The sequence below is a fragment of the Dickeya sp. Secpp 1600 genome (assembly GCF_003049805.1).
GTDB classification, from domain to species: Bacteria; Pseudomonadota; Gammaproteobacteria; order Enterobacterales; family Enterobacteriaceae; genus Dickeya; species Dickeya fangzhongdai.
Map to the genome: position 1 here is coordinate 527,487 of NZ_CP023484.1, position 17,990 is coordinate 545,476.

At 59.1% G+C, this 17,990-nt stretch carries 18 protein-coding genes and 1 other RNA gene; 9 read left to right on the plus strand and 10 right to left on the minus strand.

Annotated features, from left to right (window positions below; all coding sequences use genetic code 11):
• The 4 genes from ubiI to CPA59_RS02460 are packed head-to-tail and all read right to left on the minus strand — an operon-like array spanning window position 1 to window position 4,362.
• Window positions 1–1,212, minus strand: coding sequence for an FAD-dependent 2-octaprenylphenol hydroxylase (ubiI, locus tag CPA59_RS02445; RefSeq protein ID WP_049854637.1), 1,212 nt, complete (start codon window positions 1,210–1,212; stop codon window positions 1–3).
• A gap of 22 nt (window positions 1,213–1,234) precedes the next feature.
• Entirely contained in the window at window positions 1,235–2,413 is a 1,179-nt protein-coding gene (ubiH, locus tag CPA59_RS02450) for a 2-octaprenyl-6-methoxyphenyl hydroxylase (RefSeq protein WP_107758634.1), read from the minus strand.
• Window positions 2,410–3,738, minus strand: coding sequence for a Xaa-Pro aminopeptidase (gene pepP / locus CPA59_RS02455; protein ID WP_100848805.1), 1,329 nt, complete (start codon window positions 3,736–3,738; stop codon window positions 2,410–2,412). The genes ubiH and pepP overlap by 4 nt, the downstream gene beginning before the upstream one ends.
• A gap of 39 nt (window positions 3,739–3,777) precedes the next feature.
• The gene (locus CPA59_RS02460) at window positions 3,778–4,362 is read right to left on the minus strand and encodes a YecA family protein (RefSeq protein WP_038917700.1); all 585 of its coding nucleotides are present in this window, start codon (window positions 4,360–4,362) and stop codon (window positions 3,778–3,780) included.
• A 334-nt stretch (window positions 4,363–4,696) separates the two neighbouring features.
• Between CPA59_RS02460 and zapA the strand changes: the two genes are divergently transcribed.
• The 3 genes from zapA (at window position 4,697) to CPA59_RS02480 (ending at window position 5,958) form a co-directional block, all read left to right on the plus strand.
• A complete protein-coding gene (gene zapA / locus CPA59_RS02470) occupies window positions 4,697–5,026 on the plus strand; it encodes a cell division protein ZapA (protein ID WP_012883229.1) in 330 nt (109 codons plus the stop codon).
• An 82-nt stretch (window positions 5,027–5,108) separates the two neighbouring features.
• Window positions 5,109–5,291: non-coding RNA, 6S RNA (gene ssrS / locus CPA59_RS02475), on the plus strand.
• A gap of 52 nt (window positions 5,292–5,343) precedes the next feature.
• Window positions 5,344–5,958 carry a 5-formyltetrahydrofolate cyclo-ligase gene (locus CPA59_RS02480; RefSeq protein ID WP_107758635.1) on the plus strand — a complete coding sequence of 205 codons (615 nt, stop codon included), beginning with the start codon at window positions 5,344–5,346 and terminating at the stop codon, window positions 5,956–5,958.
• A 13-nt stretch (window positions 5,959–5,971) separates the two neighbouring features.
• On the opposite strand, the gene nadR is transcribed toward CPA59_RS02480, so the two are convergent.
• From nadR to serB, 3 genes are all read right to left on the minus strand, one after another.
• Entirely contained in the window at window positions 5,972–7,228 is a 1,257-nt protein-coding gene (gene nadR / locus CPA59_RS02485; RefSeq protein ID WP_038917702.1) for a multifunctional transcriptional regulator/nicotinamide-nucleotide adenylyltransferase/ribosylnicotinamide kinase NadR, read from the minus strand.
• Between the two features lie 103 nt (window positions 7,229–7,331).
• Window positions 7,332–8,717 carry a DNA repair protein RadA gene (gene radA / locus CPA59_RS02490; protein WP_100848808.1) on the minus strand — a complete coding sequence of 462 codons (1,386 nt, stop codon included), beginning with the start codon at window positions 8,715–8,717 and terminating at the stop codon, window positions 7,332–7,334.
• Between the two features lie 104 nt (window positions 8,718–8,821).
• Window positions 8,822–9,799, minus strand: coding sequence for a phosphoserine phosphatase (serB, locus tag CPA59_RS02495; protein WP_107758636.1), 978 nt, complete (start codon window positions 9,797–9,799; stop codon window positions 8,822–8,824).
• Window positions 9,800–9,928: 129 nt separating this feature from the next.
• On the opposite strand from serB, the gene CPA59_RS02500 reads away from it, so the two are divergent.
• A complete protein-coding gene (locus CPA59_RS02500; protein WP_038917706.1) occupies window positions 9,929–10,609 on the plus strand; it encodes a YtjB family periplasmic protein in 681 nt (226 codons plus the stop codon).
• A 14-nt stretch (window positions 10,610–10,623) separates the two neighbouring features.
• On the opposite strand, the gene tam is transcribed toward CPA59_RS02500, so the two are convergent.
• The 3 genes from tam to CPA59_RS02515 all read right to left on the minus strand — a co-directional run bounded on the left by tam (window position 10,624) and on the right by CPA59_RS02515 (window position 13,533).
• Entirely contained in the window at window positions 10,624–11,400 is a 777-nt protein-coding gene (gene tam / locus CPA59_RS02505; protein ID WP_049854632.1) for a trans-aconitate 2-methyltransferase, read from the minus strand.
• Window positions 11,401–11,573: 173 nt separating this feature from the next.
• Entirely contained in the window at window positions 11,574–12,524 is a 951-nt protein-coding gene (locus CPA59_RS02510; protein WP_107758637.1) for a hypothetical protein, read from the minus strand.
• A 118-nt stretch (window positions 12,525–12,642) separates the two neighbouring features.
• Window positions 12,643–13,533 carry a hypothetical protein gene (locus CPA59_RS02515; RefSeq protein WP_107758638.1) on the minus strand — a complete coding sequence of 297 codons (891 nt, stop codon included), beginning with the start codon at window positions 13,531–13,533 and terminating at the stop codon, window positions 12,643–12,645.
• 430 nt (window positions 13,534–13,963) lie between these two features.
• Between CPA59_RS02515 and prfC the strand changes: the two genes are divergently transcribed.
• The 5 genes from prfC (at window position 13,964) to CPA59_RS02540 (ending at window position 17,990) form a co-directional block, all read left to right on the plus strand.
• Window positions 13,964–15,553, plus strand: a complete 1,590-nt coding sequence (gene prfC, locus CPA59_RS02520; RefSeq protein WP_038662740.1) for a peptide chain release factor 3 — start codon at window positions 13,964–13,966, stop codon at window positions 15,551–15,553.
• Between the two features lie 339 nt (window positions 15,554–15,892).
• Window positions 15,893–16,531: a molecular chaperone OsmY gene (gene osmY, locus CPA59_RS02525; RefSeq protein WP_038917711.1), complete on the plus strand. Its 639-nt coding sequence runs from the start codon at window positions 15,893–15,895 to the stop codon at window positions 16,529–16,531.
• 143 nt (window positions 16,532–16,674) lie between these two features.
• Window positions 16,675–16,836 (plus strand): DUF1328 domain-containing protein, encoded by a 162-nt coding sequence (locus CPA59_RS02530; RefSeq protein WP_071605144.1) that lies wholly within the window; start codon window positions 16,675–16,677, stop codon window positions 16,834–16,836.
• A gap of 88 nt (window positions 16,837–16,924) precedes the next feature.
• Window positions 16,925–17,113 (plus strand): stress response protein, encoded by a 189-nt coding sequence (locus tag CPA59_RS02535; RefSeq protein ID WP_038920779.1) that lies wholly within the window; start codon window positions 16,925–16,927, stop codon window positions 17,111–17,113.
• A gap of 40 nt (window positions 17,114–17,153) precedes the next feature.
• A complete protein-coding gene (locus CPA59_RS02540; protein WP_107758639.1) occupies window positions 17,154–17,990 on the plus strand; it encodes a TatD family hydrolase in 837 nt (278 codons plus the stop codon).

The window sequence follows — 17,990 nt, forward strand, 5'->3', positions numbered from 1 at the left end:
TCAGCCGGCATGATCCAGCCAGTCCGGTAGATCGTTAAGCCCCATCGCCTGGCGCACCAGAGTCGGTTTTATGCCCGGCAGCGTGTCCGCCAGTTTCAGTCCGATGTCGCGCAGCAGGCCGCCGACCGGATGGGACGCGGCGAACAGGGTGCGAAAGCCCTGCATACTCGCCAGCATCAGCGCGGCGCTGTGCTTGCGACGCCGTTCGTAGCGCCGCAGATACAGGTGCTGGCCGATGTCTTTGCCCTGCGCTTGCAACCGCTTGAGTTCGGCAATCAGCTCCGCCACGTCCATAAATCCGAGGTTGACGCCCTGGCCGGCCAGCGGATGAATGGTGTGCGCCGCATCGCCCGTCAGCACCAGACGATGGGCGGCAAAGCTGCGGGCATAGCGCGCGGTGAGCGGGAAGGTTTGACGGTCGCCCTCCAGCTGGCACAGCCCCAGCCGCATATCGAAGGTCATCGCCAACTGCCTGGCGAACTCGTCGGAGGGCAGCTCGCGCATCTGTTGAGCGCGTTCCGGCGGCAGCGACCAGACAATCGAACAGAGGTGCGGATCGCTCAGCGGCAGAAACGCCAGAATGCCGTCGCCGTGGAACACCTGGCTGGCGATGGCGCCGTGCGGCCGCTCGGTGCGGATGTTGGCGACCAGCGCATGATGGCCGTAATCCCAGAAAGTCAGCGGAATGTCGGCGTGCTGGCGCAGCCAGGAGTGCGCGCCGTCCGCCCCCACCACCAGCCGGGCGGTGAGCATGCTACCGTCTTCCAGCGTAATGAAGGCTTCGTTTTCGCCCCAGGCGACCTGCCGCAGCGCGGCGGGCGCCAGCAGGGTGATGTCCCGCGACTGGCTTGCCTGCTGCCACAGCGCCCACTGGATGACGTCGTTTTCAATAATGTGGCCGAGACGGGAGAAGCCGAACTCTTCCCCGCAAAAACGGATATTGCCGAAGCTGTCTTTGTCCCAGACATACATTTCGTTGTAAGGACTCAGCCGCTGCGCGGCAATGCCCGGCCAGACGTTGAGCTTGCGCAGCAGCGCCTCGCTGGCGGCATTGATGGCGGAGACACGCAGCGTGTGCGGGCCGTTCGCCAGCGGTTCGGTCGCGGTCTGTTTTTCCAACACGGCGACGCTCAGGCCGCTGCCTTGCAGACCGCAGGCCAGCGCCAGCCCAACCATTCCCCCGCCCGCGATGACCACATCAAATGATTGCATAGAGCATGAATTCCTGTCTGTGTTAACGTTCCACCCAACCCAGCGTGCGCCGCGCCAGCACATCCCGCAGCAACGGCAGGCTGTTCATCGCCATCAGCCCCAGATTCCGCCCGACTTCCATCGGGAACAGGTGGTTGGAGAAGACACGCACCAGCCCGTCGGTCAAGGCTACCGTGGTATGTTGATCCGGCTGGCGGCGGCGCTGATAGCGTTGCAATACCGCCTGACTGCCCGGGTCTTCACCCTGTTCAACGGCGGCCGTCAGCGTTTCCGCCAGCGTCATCACGTCGCGCAGACCGAGGTTAAACCCTTGTCCGGCGATGGGGTGCAGGGTTTGCGCCGCGTTGCCCACCAACGCCAGACGGTGGCTGATATGCTGACTGGCGGTCACCAGCGCCAGCGGATAACTGTGGCGATCGCCGACCTGGGTTATCGCGCCCAGCCGCCAGCCGAAAGCGCGCTGCAACTGCTGGCGGAACTGCGCGTCGCTCCAGTTATCCACCTCGGCCTGTTGTGACAGCGGGTGGCACCACACCAGCGAACTGCGGCCTTTGCTCATCGGCAGCAGCGCCAGCGGGCCGTGCTCGGTGAAGCGCTCATAGGCGCGGCCCTGATGCGCTTCGGCGGTGGCGACGTTGGCGATGATCGCCACCTGTCCATACGGCGCATGCTGCCACTGAATGCCGGCGTGTTGCGCCAGTTGGGAACGAGAGCCGTCGGCCGCCACCAGCAGTTGCCCGCTGAGGCGGGCGCCGTTGTCCAGCAGCAGCGATGCGCCGCCAGCCTCCCGGTTGACCTCCACCACCGTTGCCGGGCAGTGCAGCCGCACGCCGGGCGCGTTCTGTAGCAGTGAAAACAGCCGTTTGCCGGCGTCGTGCAGTTCGACTACGTGGCCCAGCGCCGGCACCCGGTAATCGCTGGCCTGTAACCGCACTCGTCCCGCATGCCCCCGATCGCTGACGTGCACGCTGGCGATAGGGCTGGCGACGGGCGCGAGCGCCTGCCAGACGCCGATGGCGTCCAGTTGCATGCAGGTGCCCTGCGCCAGCGCGATGGCGCGGGCGTCAAAGCCGGGGTGGTGGTTTTCCTGCGGCGAGCGAGCTTCGATCAGATCCACCGGGATCCGGCCGCCCGACAGGCGGGAGATCGCCAGCGCCAGCGTTGCGCCCGCCATTCCGCCGCCGACAATCATGACGGTCATGAGGCTTGTCCTGCCGCCCTTGCCATTAATGCTTCAATCTCGTCCGGATCTTTCACCACGTCGCCGGTCAGCACTTCATTGCCGTTCTCGGTGATGACGATATCGTCTTCGATACGAATGCCGATGCCGCGATACTCCGGCGGCACATCGGCGTCCGGCGCGATGTACAGACCCGGCTCGACCGTCAGCACCATGCCCGGCTCCAGCGTACGGCCGCGATCGGCGGTGCCGTAGTCGCCGACGTCATGCACATCCATACCCAACCAGTGGCTCAGTCCGTGCATGAAGAACTGGCGGTGCGTCTGCTCGGCGAACAGGGTGTCGACGTCGCCTTGCAGGAGGCCGAGTTTGATCAGGCCGCGCAGCATGATGCGCACCACTTCCTCGTTCACTTCGCGGATGCTACGGCCCGGCGCGAACATCTCGATAGCGCGCACTTCCGATTCCAGCACGATGTCGTAAATAGCGCGTTGCGCCGGGGTGAATTTGCCGTTGACCGGGAAGGTGCGGGTGATGTCGCCGGCGTAGCCCTGATATTCGCAACCGGCATCGATCAGCACCAGATCGCCGTCGCGCATCTGACATTCATTTTCGGTGTAGTGCAGAATGCAGGCGTTTTCGCCGCTGCCGACAATGGTGTTATAGGACGGGTAGCGCGCGCCGTGGCGGTTAAATTCGTGGTGGATTTCCCCTTCCAACTGGTATTCGAACATACCGGGGCGGCATTTCTCCATGGCGCGGGTGTGGGCCAGCGCGCTGATTTCACCGGCGCGGCGCAGGATGTCGATTTCCGCCGGCGATTTAAACAGGCGCATATCGTGTACCCACGGCCGCCAGTCGGTCAGCGTTGCCGGCGCGTGGAAGCCTTTGCGCGTACCGCCGGTGCGCAGGGTTTCCAGCGCGGCGAACACCAGCTTGTCGGCATAGGCGTATTCGCCCTGCGCATGGTAGACCACATCCAGGCCGTTGAGCAGCAGATGCAGCTGTTCGCCGATTTCGCTGAACGGCAGCGCGCGGTCTACGCCCAGCCTGGCGGGGGCCGCTTCCTGGCCGAGGCGACGGCCGAACCAGATTTCAGCGGTGACGTCGCGCACCCGGTTGAACAGCACGCTGTGATGGTGATTCTCGTCGCTTTTGATCAGCAGCAAGGCCGCTTCCGGCTCATTGAAGCCGGTGAAATACCAGAAATCGCTGCTCTGGCGGTAAGGGTAGTCGCTGTCTGCGTTACGTTGCGCTTCCGGCGCGGCAAACAGGATAGCCGCGCTGCCGGGCGCCATCTTGTCCAGCAGGGCCAGACGGCGGCGGAGGTATTCTTGTTGATTCATTACCTGCTCCTGAAAAGGGCATCAAATGCAGAATGTGTGTTAATGCAGTGTCGGTTTTTTTTGCTCCGGCGCAGTGACCACCGGACGGGTGAATTCGTTATGGCACATGATGGCCGCTACCCGTACATACTCGATCACTTCTTCCAGCGACTGCTCCAGTTCATCTTTATCTTCGTCTTCGTCGTAACCGAGCTGGGCGATGTTGCGCAGATCGTCAATCGCTTCTTTCAGCTCGCCCTGCGTTTTGCCAAGGCGGGGCTGGACGACGCCGAGGCCGAGCAGAAAATGGTTGACCCAGCCGGCCAGCGCGTCGGCGCGGTCGAATACGCTGACGTGCTCCAGCGTGTCGTCCGGCAGGAACAGCTGGAACAGAAAGCCGTCGTCCTCCAGCGCGTCGCGGGTAGCCTGATACAGATGTTGCAGCGGCTGGGCCAGCGTCTGCGGGAAGGCCATACCGTCGTTGGTCAGTTCGAACGTCAGCGTTTTCCAGCTATCATCATGGTTGCCGCCGCACAGCATGCCGCTTATCAGTCCGTGCATTTCGGCGGCGGTCAGGGCCACCTGATGCTGTTGCAGTAGCTGGTCGATAGCTTCGTAACCGGGGAGTGTATTCTGTATAGACATGAGCATTCATCGTCGTTGGCAGGTCGTTCGTGTTATGCTACCACCAAGCTCCGCTGCTATACCAGCAAGCTCCGTCGCCAGACCAGATACCCAATAGATTTCAAGCGACAGAAAGGCGGCAAGTGAGCGAATCCCGATGAGCTTACTCAGGTAAGTGATTCGGGTGAGTGAGCGCAGCCAACGCCTCTGCGGCTTGAAGTATGGCGGGTATAAAGGGCTTGTATCTTCTATTGTGGATATATATAGTAGCGCCCGCTTTTTCCCGGCCCCGTCACGGGCCGCGCAGCGGATGTCCCTCATGCGGGCGTGAAACGAAATAAGGCAGGAAGGTGACATGTCTGCACAACCGGTAGATATTCAGATTTTTGGCCGTTCGTTAAGAGTCAATTGTCCGCCAGAACAGCAGGATGCGCTGAATCAGGCTGCGGAGGATCTTAACCAGCGGTTGCAGGACCTCAAGGTTCGTACCCGGGTGACGAACACGGAGCAACTGGTGTTCATCGCGGCGCTCAACGTGTGCCACGAGCTGGCGCAGGAGCGATTGAAAACCCGCGATTATGCCGCCAATATGGAACAGCGTATTCGCATGTTGCAGCAGACGATTGAACAGGCGTTGCTGGAGCAGGGCCGTATTACCGAGCGTCAGGGCGCGCAATTTGAGTAGCGTGTCTCGTTTTGACAAAAGTACGGTTTTTTGGGGTAACACATCGCTGCCAGACATGATAAGGTAGCCTTGAAAGAACAAAATTTCTCTGAGATGTTCGTCAGCGGGCAAGTCCCCTGAGCCGATATTTCAACCAACAGAATGTAACGATCCGTGGTTGGTGAGCATGCTCGGTTCGACCGAGAAGCCTTAAGACTGCGACGTTGCGTTCACCTTGAACCAAGGGTTCAAGGGTTACAGCCTGCGGCGGCATCTCGGAGATTCCCTCTCGTTTATTCCCCTTTGATTGCATGTTAATTGCATGAAAGTGACTGCGCATGAATCCAGCCAGTGCTTCTTCCGACCTTTCTTCCGTAGCGGCATTACGCCAGCAAATCCGTCAGCAGGTTCGTCAGCGTCGTCGCGCGTTAAATCGTGAACAGCAAGCTGCTTTTGCCGCACAGGCTGCCGAACGGGCGATGGCGCACCCGCGTCTTGGCGACGCCAGTCGGGTGGCGCTGTTTCTGTCGTTTGACGGCGAGCTGGATACCCGGCCGTTGATCGACGTGTTATGGCAGCGACAAAAACAGGTTTACCTGCCGGTGCTGCATCCGTTCTGCAACGGGCATCTGCTGTTTTTGCGTTATGCGCCGGATACCGAACTGGTGTGGAACCGGCTGAGGATTCAGGAGCCGCGGCTGGATGTGCGCCAGGTGTTGCCGGTTGAGCAACTGGATGTGCTGCTGACGCCGCTGGTGGCGTTCGACGCTGCCGGGCAGCGGCTTGGCATGGGCGGCGGGTTTTATGACCGCACGTTGCAGCACTGGCGGTCGCGCGGTCCGTATCCCATCGGGCTGGCGCACGATTGTCAGCAGGTGGATGTGCTGCCGGCGGAAAGCTGGGATGTGCCGCTGCCGGAAATTATCACCCCGTCCCGCAGTTGGCGCTGGTGAAGGCGCGGCGGGATTAACTCGCCGCTGGCATCGGCGTTTGCCGGTCGTGCCCCAGCATTTGCTGCACCAGCTCCACGCAGCGCAGAAAGCGGCTGTCGTAGTCTGATTCGGTGACGTGGACGTACGGCACGTTATTTTCCGCCAGCATACTTTTGAGCACGTCCTGAAACGCCTTGCGATCCGCCGCGCTGCCCAGACTGCGCAGGCCGTCCGCCACCCAGGGGGTGTTGTTCTCCAGCAGAATCACCAGATCAAAGCGGTACTCCTCAACCAACGCCTGTACGAACGGGTGCTCGCGGCCTTCGTATTTTTTGCAAAACGCCTGCGTGGTGATGAAGTCGGTGTCGATAAACGCCACTTTGTTGGCATATTTCACGGCGAAATCAATGTACTGGGCCTGGCCGAGCGCGATTTTGTCGTAGTCCGAATACTGTAGCGCCATTTCGTCGCCGCCCAGGTGGGAGAACACGTAATCGCGGCCGTATTCCCAGGCACTGGTGGTATTGAAAATATTGGCCAGCTTGTTGACCAGCGTGGACTTGCCGCTGGACTCGCCGCCCAAAACCGCCACGGTGCGCACGAAGAACGGTTTCACCTCGGTGGGGATATATTCCCAGTAGCGGAACGGATCCTGACGGATCTGCGCGCCGCTGATGCTCATAAAGGAGCGTTTAGGGTCGATCAGCACGGTTTCGATGCCGAGATGTTCCTTGTACTGCGGCGCGTCCTGCTCTTCGCTGGTGTAGACGTAGCTAGGGTCGATGCCTTTTTCCGACATGAACTGCTTAATGCCGCGGCTCCACACATCCCAGCCGTGCGGATAGGGTTCCATGCCCTGTTCGTTGAAGGCATGAATATGGATATTTTTCTGATACTTGAAGGTTTGCAGCAGCCAGCGCAGGCGGTCGCTGACGGTCGGCTGTTGCGACATGGAACTGTGCTCGAACAGCTGACGGTCGCGCGGCTCGTCATAGCCCAGAATCACGTGCAGTTCGTCTATCTGGCTGCAGGCGCGCTGAATCAGGTAAATGTGGCCGGTGTGCAGCGGATAAAACTTGCCGAACACCACGCCGATGCTTTTTTGCTGATAAGGAAATTCCAGCCCCAGAAAACGGTGCAGCGACTCCAGCTTCTGGGCGCTGGGGCTTTTGATTTTGGCGTTGAGCAACTGGCTTAAGTAGCCTTTGGTCATACCCGCGGCATCGGCGACCTGTTGCAGGGTACAGCCTTTTTGTCTGATGGCTGTTTTCAGGTAATCGTAGGGAGACATGGTCTGATACTCCGATGTGGCGGATAACGCTCTGCTATATTAACGCGTTACGATGTTAACGCTCTGCCATATTAAGGCTCTGACGAGCAAAGCCTAATGGAAATTACAGATCGTCAAGGATCGCCAGCGCGTCCGACAGTTTTTTCACGCCCATCACCTGCATGTTGGCGGGTGGTTTTTTCGGCATGTTGGCAAACGGCACGATGGCGCGTTTAAAGCCGTGCTTGGCGGCTTCGGTGATGCGTTCCTGACCGCTCGGCACCGGGCGGATTTCTCCGGCCAGCCCGACTTCGCCGAACACCACCAAATCCTGCGGCAGCGGCCGATCGCGGAAGCTGGACACCAGCGACAGCAGCAGCGCCAGGTCGGCGCTGGTTTCCGTTACCTTGACGCCGCCCACCACGTTGACGAATACGTCCTGATCCGACATTTGCAGCCCGCCGTGGCGGTGCAGTACCGCCAGCAAGATCGCCAGCCGGTTCTGTTCCAGCCCGACCGCTACCCGACGCGGATTCGCCATCATCGAGTGATCCACCAGCGCCTGAATTTCCACCAGCAGCGGCCGGGTGCCTTCCCATACCACCATCACCGAACTGCCGGAGGTGATTTCATCGCCCCGGCTCAGGAAGATGGCGGACGGGTTGCTGACTTCCCGCAGCCCTTGTTCGGTCATGGCGAAGACGCCCAGCTCGTTGACGGCGCCGAAGCGGTTTTTGTGGCTGCGCAGGGTGCGGAAACGGGAGTCGGCGTCGCCGTCCAGCAGCACCGAACAGTCGATACAGTGCTCCAGCACTTTCGGACCGGCCAGCGAGCCGTCTTTGGTGACGTGGCCGACCATGATGATGGCGACGCCGCGGGTTTTGGCGAAGCGTGTCAGGTAGGCGGCGGTTTCCCGCACCTGCGCCACGCTGCCGGGAGACGACTGAATGTCCGCCAGATGCATCACCTGAATGGAGTCGATCACCATCAGTTTCGGCTGTTCCTGTTCGGCAATCAGGCAGATCTGCTCGATGCTGGTTTCCGACAGCATATTGATGTGCTGGGCGGGCAGGCCAAGACGGTGAGCGCGCATCGCCACCTGCTGGAGGGATTCCTCGCCGGTGACATACAGGGTCTTCATCTGTTCGGCCAGTTTGCAAAGGGTTTGCAGCAACAGGGTACTTTTGCCGGCGCCGGGGTTGCCGCCGATCAGAATGGCGCTGCCGGGTACTACGCCGCCGCCCAGCACCCGGTCGAATTCCAGAAAGCCGGTGGAGAAACGCGGCAGCGCTTCCAGGCTGATGTCCGACAGTTTCTGTACCCGGCTGACGTTGCCGCTGTCCCCGGCATAACCGGAGAAACGGTCGTTGCGTGACGAGGAGGACGCGGCGGCCAGACGCACCTCGGTGATGGTATTCCAGGCGTGACAGGCGCTGCACTGCCCCTGCCAACGCGGATAGTCGGCCCCGCATTCATTACAGACAAAGGCGCGTTTGACGGCTTTGGCCATGAATTACCTCCTTTTTACTGCTCTTTACTACATCTGCTCTTTACTGCATCTGCTCTTTACTACATCAGTGCTCTTTACTGCACTGCATCTCGGTATGGCGTGGCTCAGCCTTTTTCATGCCTCAGGCTGCCGCTGAGAATGCACAGTACGCCAGTCAAGTCGGCATGGCGGATGCTGACCGCGCTCTGTTCGTTGACCTTGGGTTTAGCGTGGTAAGCGATACCCAGCCCGGCCGCCTTGATCATCAGCAGGTCGTTGGCGCCGTCGCCGATGGCGACCGTCTGGTGCAGCGGGATCGAAAGCTTTTCCGCCAGCTGATGCAGCGTATCGGCTTTATATTTCGCATCGACGATCGGGCCGACCACGTCGCCGGTCAGTTTGCCGTCGCGCATGCCCATTTCGTTGGCGACCGCCGCCACCAGCCCGAGTTCATCACGCAGGTAGTCGGCGAAATAGGTGAAGCCGCCGGAAGCGATGGCCAGATGCCAGCCCGCGTCCTGCAACTGTTTGACCATGTTTTTCAGACCCGGCATCAGCGGCAGGGCGTCCCGCACCTGACGCAGAATGTTGGCGTCCGCGTCTTTCAGGGTGCCGACGCGCTGGCGCAGGCTGGCGGAGAAATCCAGCTCGCCGCGCATGGCGCGCTCGGTGACCTCGGCCACTTGCTCGCCGGTGCCCGCCAGTTTGGCGATCTCATCGATACATTCGATCTGGATCGCGGTGGAATCCATGTCCATGACCAGCAGACCGGGTGAGCGCAGGCTCGGGGTGTTGTACATTGGCGTCACGTCCAGCCCCAGTTCGTGGGCTACCTTGGTGATGCGCGGCGTCAGGATGCCGGCCAACCGTACCACCTGATAATCATCTACGCTCCAGGCGCTGACGATCACCAGCGGCTCATCCAGACGGCGCTGAATGCGGGATAACAGATATTTGTCGAGCACGTCGCCGTACATCAGCCAGCCGGTATTGCCGGCGCGGTAGTCGAGCGGCATCACCTCGTCGTCACTCAACGACAGCGGTAAATTTGGCCAGCAGTTGATCTCATCGGGCAGATCGCTATAGGTCAAACGGTTCGACATGGGTTAAATATCCTTTCCTGCGGGTAGTGAAGAATTGACGGGGTGGACGGTCACAAATCAACGCAACAAGCTATCCTATCGCCAACGCTTCTGGCAACATGAAAGTATCCAAATCGCGCAGGTATTCCCATGGTTCGGGCCCGGATAAAATTTCGCTTACATCGTACGGCCATTGTGCTGATCTGTCTGGCTCTGCTGGTGGTGTTGCTGCAGGGCGCGTCCTATTTCAGCCTCAGTCATCAAATGGCCCGTTCCGAGCAGGTGGAAGAACTGGCGCGCACGCTGGTGAAGCAGGTGGCGTTCAGTCTGACGCCGCTGATGGAAAGCAACAGCGACAACAGCGGCAGAATCGGGGAAACGCTGCGACAGCTCACCGACCACAACCGTATTCTGGATGCCGCGTTGTACCAGCAGGACGGCACGCTGGTGGCGCGCGCCGGCGAACAGATTGAGGTGCGCGACCGGCTGGCGCTGGATGGCAGCCGCGCCGGCAGCTACTTCAACCACCAACTGGTGGAGCCGATCAACAGTAAAGACGGGCCGATCGGTTTTCTGCGCATCACGCTGGATACCCACGTGCTGGCGACCGAAGCCCGTCAGGTCGACAACACCACCAATATCCTGCGATTGATGATTCTGATGGCGCTGGCCATCGGCATTATTTTGGCCCGCACCCTGCTGCAGCATCGCCGTTCCCGCTGGCAGCAGTCTCCTTATTTGCTGACGGCCAACGCGTCGGCGCAGGATGATGAACCGGCTAACGACGATGAGCCGTCCACGCAGGATGGCGATCAGACCCGCAAACCCTGAGTTGGGCTGTCGTATCACTGGCGTTTGGTCGCCACCATAAACAGGCGCGGATAGGTCAGCAGGCTGTTGCCGTCCGCCTGAGCCGGGTAGGCCGTTTGCAGGCACAGCTGGTACTGTTGCAGAAAATCCTGCTGTTCCTGCTCGTTCAGTTCCGCCAGAAACGGGCGCAGACCGGTGCCTTTCAACCACTCGATGATTGCCTGCGGCCCGCTCATCACGTGATAGTAGGTGGTGTGCCAGATATCCACGTCGCAGCCGTGACTGACCAACAGATCGTAGTACTGCCCGGTGCTGAGCAACGCCTGCCTGACCTTGTCCACATCACCGAATCGTTCCCACCACGGCCCTTCGGCGGCGATTTTGCGCATCAGTTGATGTGTGGGCTGGCTGAGGGTATCCGGCATTTGCACCGCCAGCACCCCGCCCGGCGTCAGATGTTCGATCAGCGCAGGCAGCAGTTGGTCATGATCCGGCAACCATTGCAGCGAGGCGTTGGCGTAGATGATGTCCTGCGGCGTATCCGGCTGCCAACTGGCGATATCCGCCTCCTGAAACGTGCAGCCCGGCAGACGCTGTCGCGCCTGTTGCAGCATGGCGCTTGAGTTATCCACGCCGGTGACCCGCGCCTGCGGCCAGGCCTGATGCAGCAGCTCGGTACTATTGCCCGGGCCGCAGCCCAGATCGGTGATGGCAATAGGAGCAGGGTGGGAAATGCGGGATAACAGTTCAAGGGCGGGGCGGGTACGTTCGCCGGCAAAGCGCAGGTAAAGCTCGGGGTTCCAGTCTTGCATAGCCATATCCTCTGCAGGTGGGTGCGATGGGTAAAGCCGAGGAGTAGCAGCATAAGAAGTTGGGGCGGCTTTTTCTATCCGCCGTCGGGGAATACAGCACAATCAGTCCTTGATAATCAGTCCTTGATAATCGGTCACTGATCATCGGTCCCGGATTGTGCTGCGGGCGCCGGTTACCCCAACTGTTGCTGGAACTGTTGCCATTGCGCCTGGAACTGGCCGATGGCCGACAGATAGTCGCTTTTGGTGTAAGGGTCGGCGAAGGTTCTGGATACATAATTGCGGAACTGATCGAACCAGCTATCGACGCTGCCGGATTCAGTCAGCGCAAACACCTTCTTGCGTTCCAGTTGACTGGTCGAGATACCCTCACTGTTTTTCTGCAACTCGCGCTGTGCCGCCTCTGCCCGTTGGGTATCGCCGGTGTCGGTACTGTATTGATATACACTCTCCAGCGTGCCTTTCTCCATCCTGTCGAAAGCGGCGATCCGGTCACTGACGTACTGCGTAATATCCTGACTGGCTTGCTGCTGGTAATTGCTGTCGATGTAGCGGTTTTTCAGCGCTTCCAGCTTGGCTTGTTTGATCGGCAACTCCAGGTTGTCGGTGACGCTGCTCCAGGTGGGCAGTGGGGTATCAGACAAGGCGCTGTGAACGAGATCAAGAAAGTCATCTTTACTGATGCCGCTGTCGGCCTTGAGGTTATTGGCCCAGACGCCGAATACCGCGGATTCGTCGGTCAGAAAACGGTCGGTGAACAGCGGGTGGTTCATATTAACCCCCGGGATCATCACGATTGGCGTACCAACCAGATTGACTGACTGCGTCGGATCGCCGGGATTGGGGGCGGGGATCGCACTGGCCTCTCTGCGATCGCGCAGCTGTTTCGCCAGTTCCTCTTCAAGAGACGTGCCTTGCTGTGCGTACTTGGTGTTTGCCTTGTCGAGAAGGTCGCGCAGGTGAGCCCGCGCTTCTTCGGACAGCTCGGTGGCGGCGGAGTCAACCGTGGTTCCATTCCGATCGACAATTTTGACCGGATTGCCGACTGAGGTGTTGGTGGCTGACGTGGTAAGGCTCTGGGTTTGAGAATTGCTATAACCCGTATTGATAACAGACAAGCTCATACTCTCTCCTTAAATGCAATTAAGCGTTAGCCTGTCTATTATCGGTAAATGTAAATTAGATCTTTACAAATGTTTCTAAATGTTATTATCCGCGTGGATCTTAATAGCGTGATGTGCATCACCCCAGACGCTGGCGGAACTGCTGCCATTGGTTCTGCAGCGCATCGATGTTCTGCTGTTCCCAGTCGCTGCCGTAGGACGAGGCCTGCAGGTAATGGCTGAAACTGTCGAACCAGCCGTCCACGTTGCCGCCGCTCGCCAGCGCAAAGATTTGCTGGCGTTTGACCTGCAAATCGCTGGTGCCGGCGTCGTATTTCTGTAGCTGGCTTTGTGCCCACACCGCGCGAGCGGTATCGCCCACTTCGATGCCGATGCGGTATTCGCCTTCCATCAACGCCTTGCCGATGGTGTCTTCATCGCTGATTTTCTGATTGACGTAGCTGTTGATGGCCGCTTCCGCCTGCTGCTGGTAGCTGCTGTCCAGATACTTGTCTTTGATCGCGGTCAGTTCGGCTTTTTTCACGCTCAGTTGCATGGCGCTGGTGATATTGCTCTGCTGATTGGCGAAGCCGTAGGCCAGCACATCGTGGACCAGCGTCAGGAGGTCTTCCTTGCTGATGCCGCTGTCGGCTTTGATGTTATTGGCCCAGCTGCTAAACGTCAGGCCGTCGCTGGACGTGATGGGGTCGCGAAACAGCAGGTTGTTCAGACTGACGCCGGAGGAGGTGCGCGTAATCACATCGTTGCGCAGGTCGCGAATGGCGAGCGTCAGTTTTTCCTGTTCTTCTTTACTCAGTGTTTCTTTACTCAGTGTTTCATTCAGCGGCGTGGCGCTGCGCCAGCGCGCCAGCGTTTCTTCGGATACTTTGATGCTGGTAGGGAGTTCAATCGTTTTTCCGGTCAGAGGATCGATTTTTACCGGATCGCCGTTGGACGAAGCGCCGGCGGATGGTGCGTTAATCTGGGTCTGAGAACTGCTATAACCCGTATTGTCGACAGACAGGCTCATGCTCTCTCCTTAATTATGATAAGCGTTAACCTGTCTGTTATCGGTAAGTGTAAAACAGATCTTTACAAATGTTTCTGAATGTTATTATCAGGTGGCGGGCCTAATGCGCTGTTTGCGTTATCACCGACTGTGTTTGCGTTATGGTCGATCGTGTTTACGTTATGATTGATTGTGCCGGGCTGGCAAATCGGGGAAAATGGACGGCTTATTTATGTCTGTCGCTACTTATGCCTGTCATTTAAGCCTGTGTGGGGGAAAACGCGTGTAAAAATGCTTAATGGAATCTCTCAGCCATGCGGCTGCGCTTACTGCGAGTGCCGATGGCTTAACTGATTGGCATTATACAGCTTGATGTCTGTATTTTCCGCTTTGCCTGATGCGGCGTGCGATGCGCGTGTCGGGCGGCTAACTATTAAGAAGCCTGAATAACATGTCTCCAAGTGAATACGCACGCGAAGTCTCGAAACGTCGGACATTCGCCATTATCTCTCACCCCGACGCCGGTAAAACCACCATTACGGAAAAGGTGCTGCTGTTCGGACAGGCGATTCAGGTCGCCGGTACGGTGAAAGGACGCGGCTCCAGCCAGCACGCCAAATCCGACTGGATGGAAATGGAAAAGCAGCGTGGTATCTCGATTACCACCTCGGTGATGCAGTTCCCTTACCGTGAATGCTTGGTCAACCTGCTGGATACGCCGGGGCACGAAGACTTTTCCGAAGATACCTACCGTACGCTGACCGCCGTCGACTGCTGCCTGATGGTGATCGACGCCGCCAAGGGCGTTGAGGATCGGACCCGTAAGCTGATGGAAGTTACCCGTCTGCGCGACACGCCGATCCTGACCTTCATGAACAAACTCGACCGCGACATCCGCGACCCGATGGAGCTGCTGGATGAAGTGGAAAGCGAGCTGAACATCGCCTGTGCGCCGATTACCTGGCCGATCGGCTGCGGCAAGCTGTTCAAGGGCGTCTATCACCTCTACAAAGATGAAACCTATCTTTATCAGAGCGGCATGGGCCACACCATTCAGGCCGTGCGCATCGTCAAAGGGCTGGATAATCCGGAACTGGATCAGGCGGTGGGCGAGGATCTGGCCGCGCAGTTGCGCGATGAGCTGGAACTGGTAAAAGGCGCTTCCCACGAGTTTGAACAGGACGCGTTCCTGAACGGCGAACTGACGCCGGTGTTCTTCGGCACCGCGCTGGGCAACTTCGGCGTGGACCATATGCTGGACGGGCTGGTGGCATGGGCGCCTGCGCCGATGCCGCGTAAGACCGACGCGCGCGTGGTCAGCGCCGACGAAGAGAAGTTCAGCGGCTTTGTGTTCAAGATTCAGGCCAATATGGACCCGAAACACCGCGACCGCGTGGCGTTCATGCGCGTGGTGTCCGGCCGGTACGATAAAGGCATGAAACTGCGTCAGGTGCGCACCGGCAAAGATGTGGTGATCTCCGACGCGCTGACCTTCATGGCGGGCGACCGTTCCCACGTGGAAGAAGCCTATCCGGGCGACATCATCGGCTTGCACAACCACGGTACGATCCAGATCGGCGATACCTTTACTCAGGGTGAAGAGCTGAAATTCACCGGTATTCCCAACTTTGCGCCGGAACTGTTCCGTCGTATCCGCCTGCGTGACCCGCTCAAGCAGAAACAGCTGTTGAAAGGGCTGGTGCAGCTTTCCGAAGAGGGCGCGGTGCAGGTGTTCCGTCCGCTGATCAACAACGATCTGATCGTGGGTGCGGTTGGGGTGCTGCAGTTTGACGTGGTGGTGGCGCGCCTGAAAACCGAATACAACGTGGAAGCGGTGTACGAGTCGGTGAACGTCTCCACGGCCCGGTGGGTCGAGTGCGGCGACGTGAAGAAATTCGAGGAGTTCAAGCGCAAGAACGAACAGCATCTGGCGCTTGATGGCGGCGACAATCTGGCCTATGTGGCGCCGACCATGGTTAACCTCAACCTGGCGCAGGAACGTTATCCTGACGTACGGTTCCATAAAACCCGCGAGCATTAATCGCCGGTTTACCGCCCACTCCGTCCGGAGTGGGCTGCTTTCTGCTTATTCCTTAACGATCAATCTGTTGTTGCTGCCTTCCCCGCGGTTTTTCCGCCACGGACAAATCTGAAATCACCGCTAGCCGGCCGCTCTGCGCTGGGCTTTTCACTCTCATTGGCTATAGTTAACGGTGTGTTACGTATTTGGTTTATTTAACTGCCATTGGTTTTCGTAGTGGTTTGTTATGTTGATTTTATACATTTAGTTAACGAGATAATCTGACGAATCATGACGAATCGCTTCGGGCTAATGGGTAAACCTGTTGTGAAACAGGCAATAACGATAAGGAAGGTATCGATGAAAAAGACCAAGATTGCACTTTCGACTAAATTTGCATTTTCGCTGGCGACGGTGGTTCTGGGGACGGTACTGGCGGGCGGTCAGGCGCAGGCTGAGCAGCAAACGCTGGTGCAACAGGCGCAGCGTATCGCAGATACCGCCGGTAAAAAAATCGATAGTTCCGTACAACAGGCCGCGGGCTTTGTGGATGACAGCACCCTCACCGCCAGGGTGAAAAGCGCGCTGCTGAAAGATGAAACGCTCGACAGCAATGACATTTCCGTTTCCACCCGCGATGGCGTGGTGACGCTCAGCGGTTTTATCAGCAGCCAGCAGATGGCGACCGGCGCGGTGAAAATCGCCGCCCAGACCGAAGGGGTCAAGTCGGTCAGTGATAAATTGCAGGTGAAGGATAACAGCGGCGTGCAGTCGGTCGGCGCGTATGCCGACGACACCCTCACCACCAGCACCATCAAGGCCAAACTGCTGGCGGATGACATTGTTCCTTCCCGTCACGTTAAGGTTGAAACCCACGACGGCGTGGTGCTGCTGACCGGTCAGGTGACGAGTCAGGCGCAGGCCGATCGGGCGGAAGCCATCGCTAAAGCCGTAAGCGGCGTCAAAAGCGTCAAGAACGCGCTGACGGTGAAATCCTGATGCGCTTCAGAGCGGCGGCGCGATGCTCGCCGCCGTTATTCCCTTTCTGACTGACTATGGACGCCGCCCGGCATACGCAGCCCGGTTCAGGGGCGTACGTACTGGCGGCGACTCCCTCGCCTGTTCGCTCGCCAGGAGGTCTGATGTTTCGCTGGGGCATTATCTTTTTGATTATTGCGGTCATTGCCGCCGCTTTCGGGTTCGGCGGCCTCGCCGGTACTGCCGCCGCCGCGGCTAAAATCGTCTTTGTGGTGGGGATTATCCTGTTCCTGCTCAGCCTGTTTATGGGGCGACGCCGGCGATAGCTTGAAGCCATACGGTTGTCATATTTTTCCGCCACACTGCCCGTGCTGTTTTTTGTCCGACGTTTGTCCTGTTCTGGGGGTCATCATGATGAATCTGGATGTCGCCATCGGCAGATGGAAGCAGTGGAAAGGGTGTCTGTGGGAACTGTGGGCCGAGTGCTTTGACAGCGACGGCGCCTGGGTGTCGGGAAACCACGGTTTTCTGGCCGGTGTGATGCAGGAATATTACGGAAAAGAGCAGGACAAGGTATCCTCGGAGCATGACCGTTTGCACTGAGGGATAACCGTTGCCCACCCACTCTTTATCCGATGACGCGATGGCGGCCGAGCCCGATCGCGCGCAGGCAGCGAGCGTCGGGTTTATCGATACCCATTGCCATTTTGATTTTCCCCTGTTCGCTGAGGATGACGCGGGCAGCCTGACGCGGGCGGCGCAGGCGGGCGTACACCGCTTGATTGTGCCGGCCGTGGCCGCCGAACATTTTGAACGGGTGCTGGAACTCAGCCGGCGCTGGCCTGCCCTGTACGCCGCGCTGGGGCTGCATCCGCTGTATATCGCCGGGCATCAGGACGCCCATCTGGCCGAACTGGCGTCCCTGCTGGCGCAGCCGCATCCCCGTCTGGTGGCGGTGGGCGAGATCGGCCTGGATCTCTACATGCCGGAACCGCAATTTGAACGGCAGAAAGCGTTTCTGGGCGCGCAGCTTCAGCTGGCGGCCCGGCGCGATCTGCCGGTTATTCTCCATTCCCGTCGTAGTCACGATCAACTGGCGCAAATACTGCGCCGTTACCCGGTTCCCTGTACCGGCGTAGTGCATGGTTTTGCCGGCAGCTACGATCAGGCCATGACGTTTATCCGCCTTGGCTACTACATCGGCGTGGGCGGCACTATTACCTATCCGCGCGCCAACAAGACTCGGCAGGCGATTGCGCGCCTGCCGCTCGACCGGCTGCTGTTGGAAACCGATGCGCCGGATATGCCGGTGTGCGGGTTTCAGGGGCAACCGAATCGCCCGGAGCGCATTACTTCGGTGTTCGAAACGCTGTGCGAATTACGTCCGGAATCGCCGCAGGTCATTGCGGGCGCCATTCTCGCCAATACCCTGCGGCTGTTCCCGGGGTTGCAGTCGCCGGAGCCGCATCAATCCGCCTGA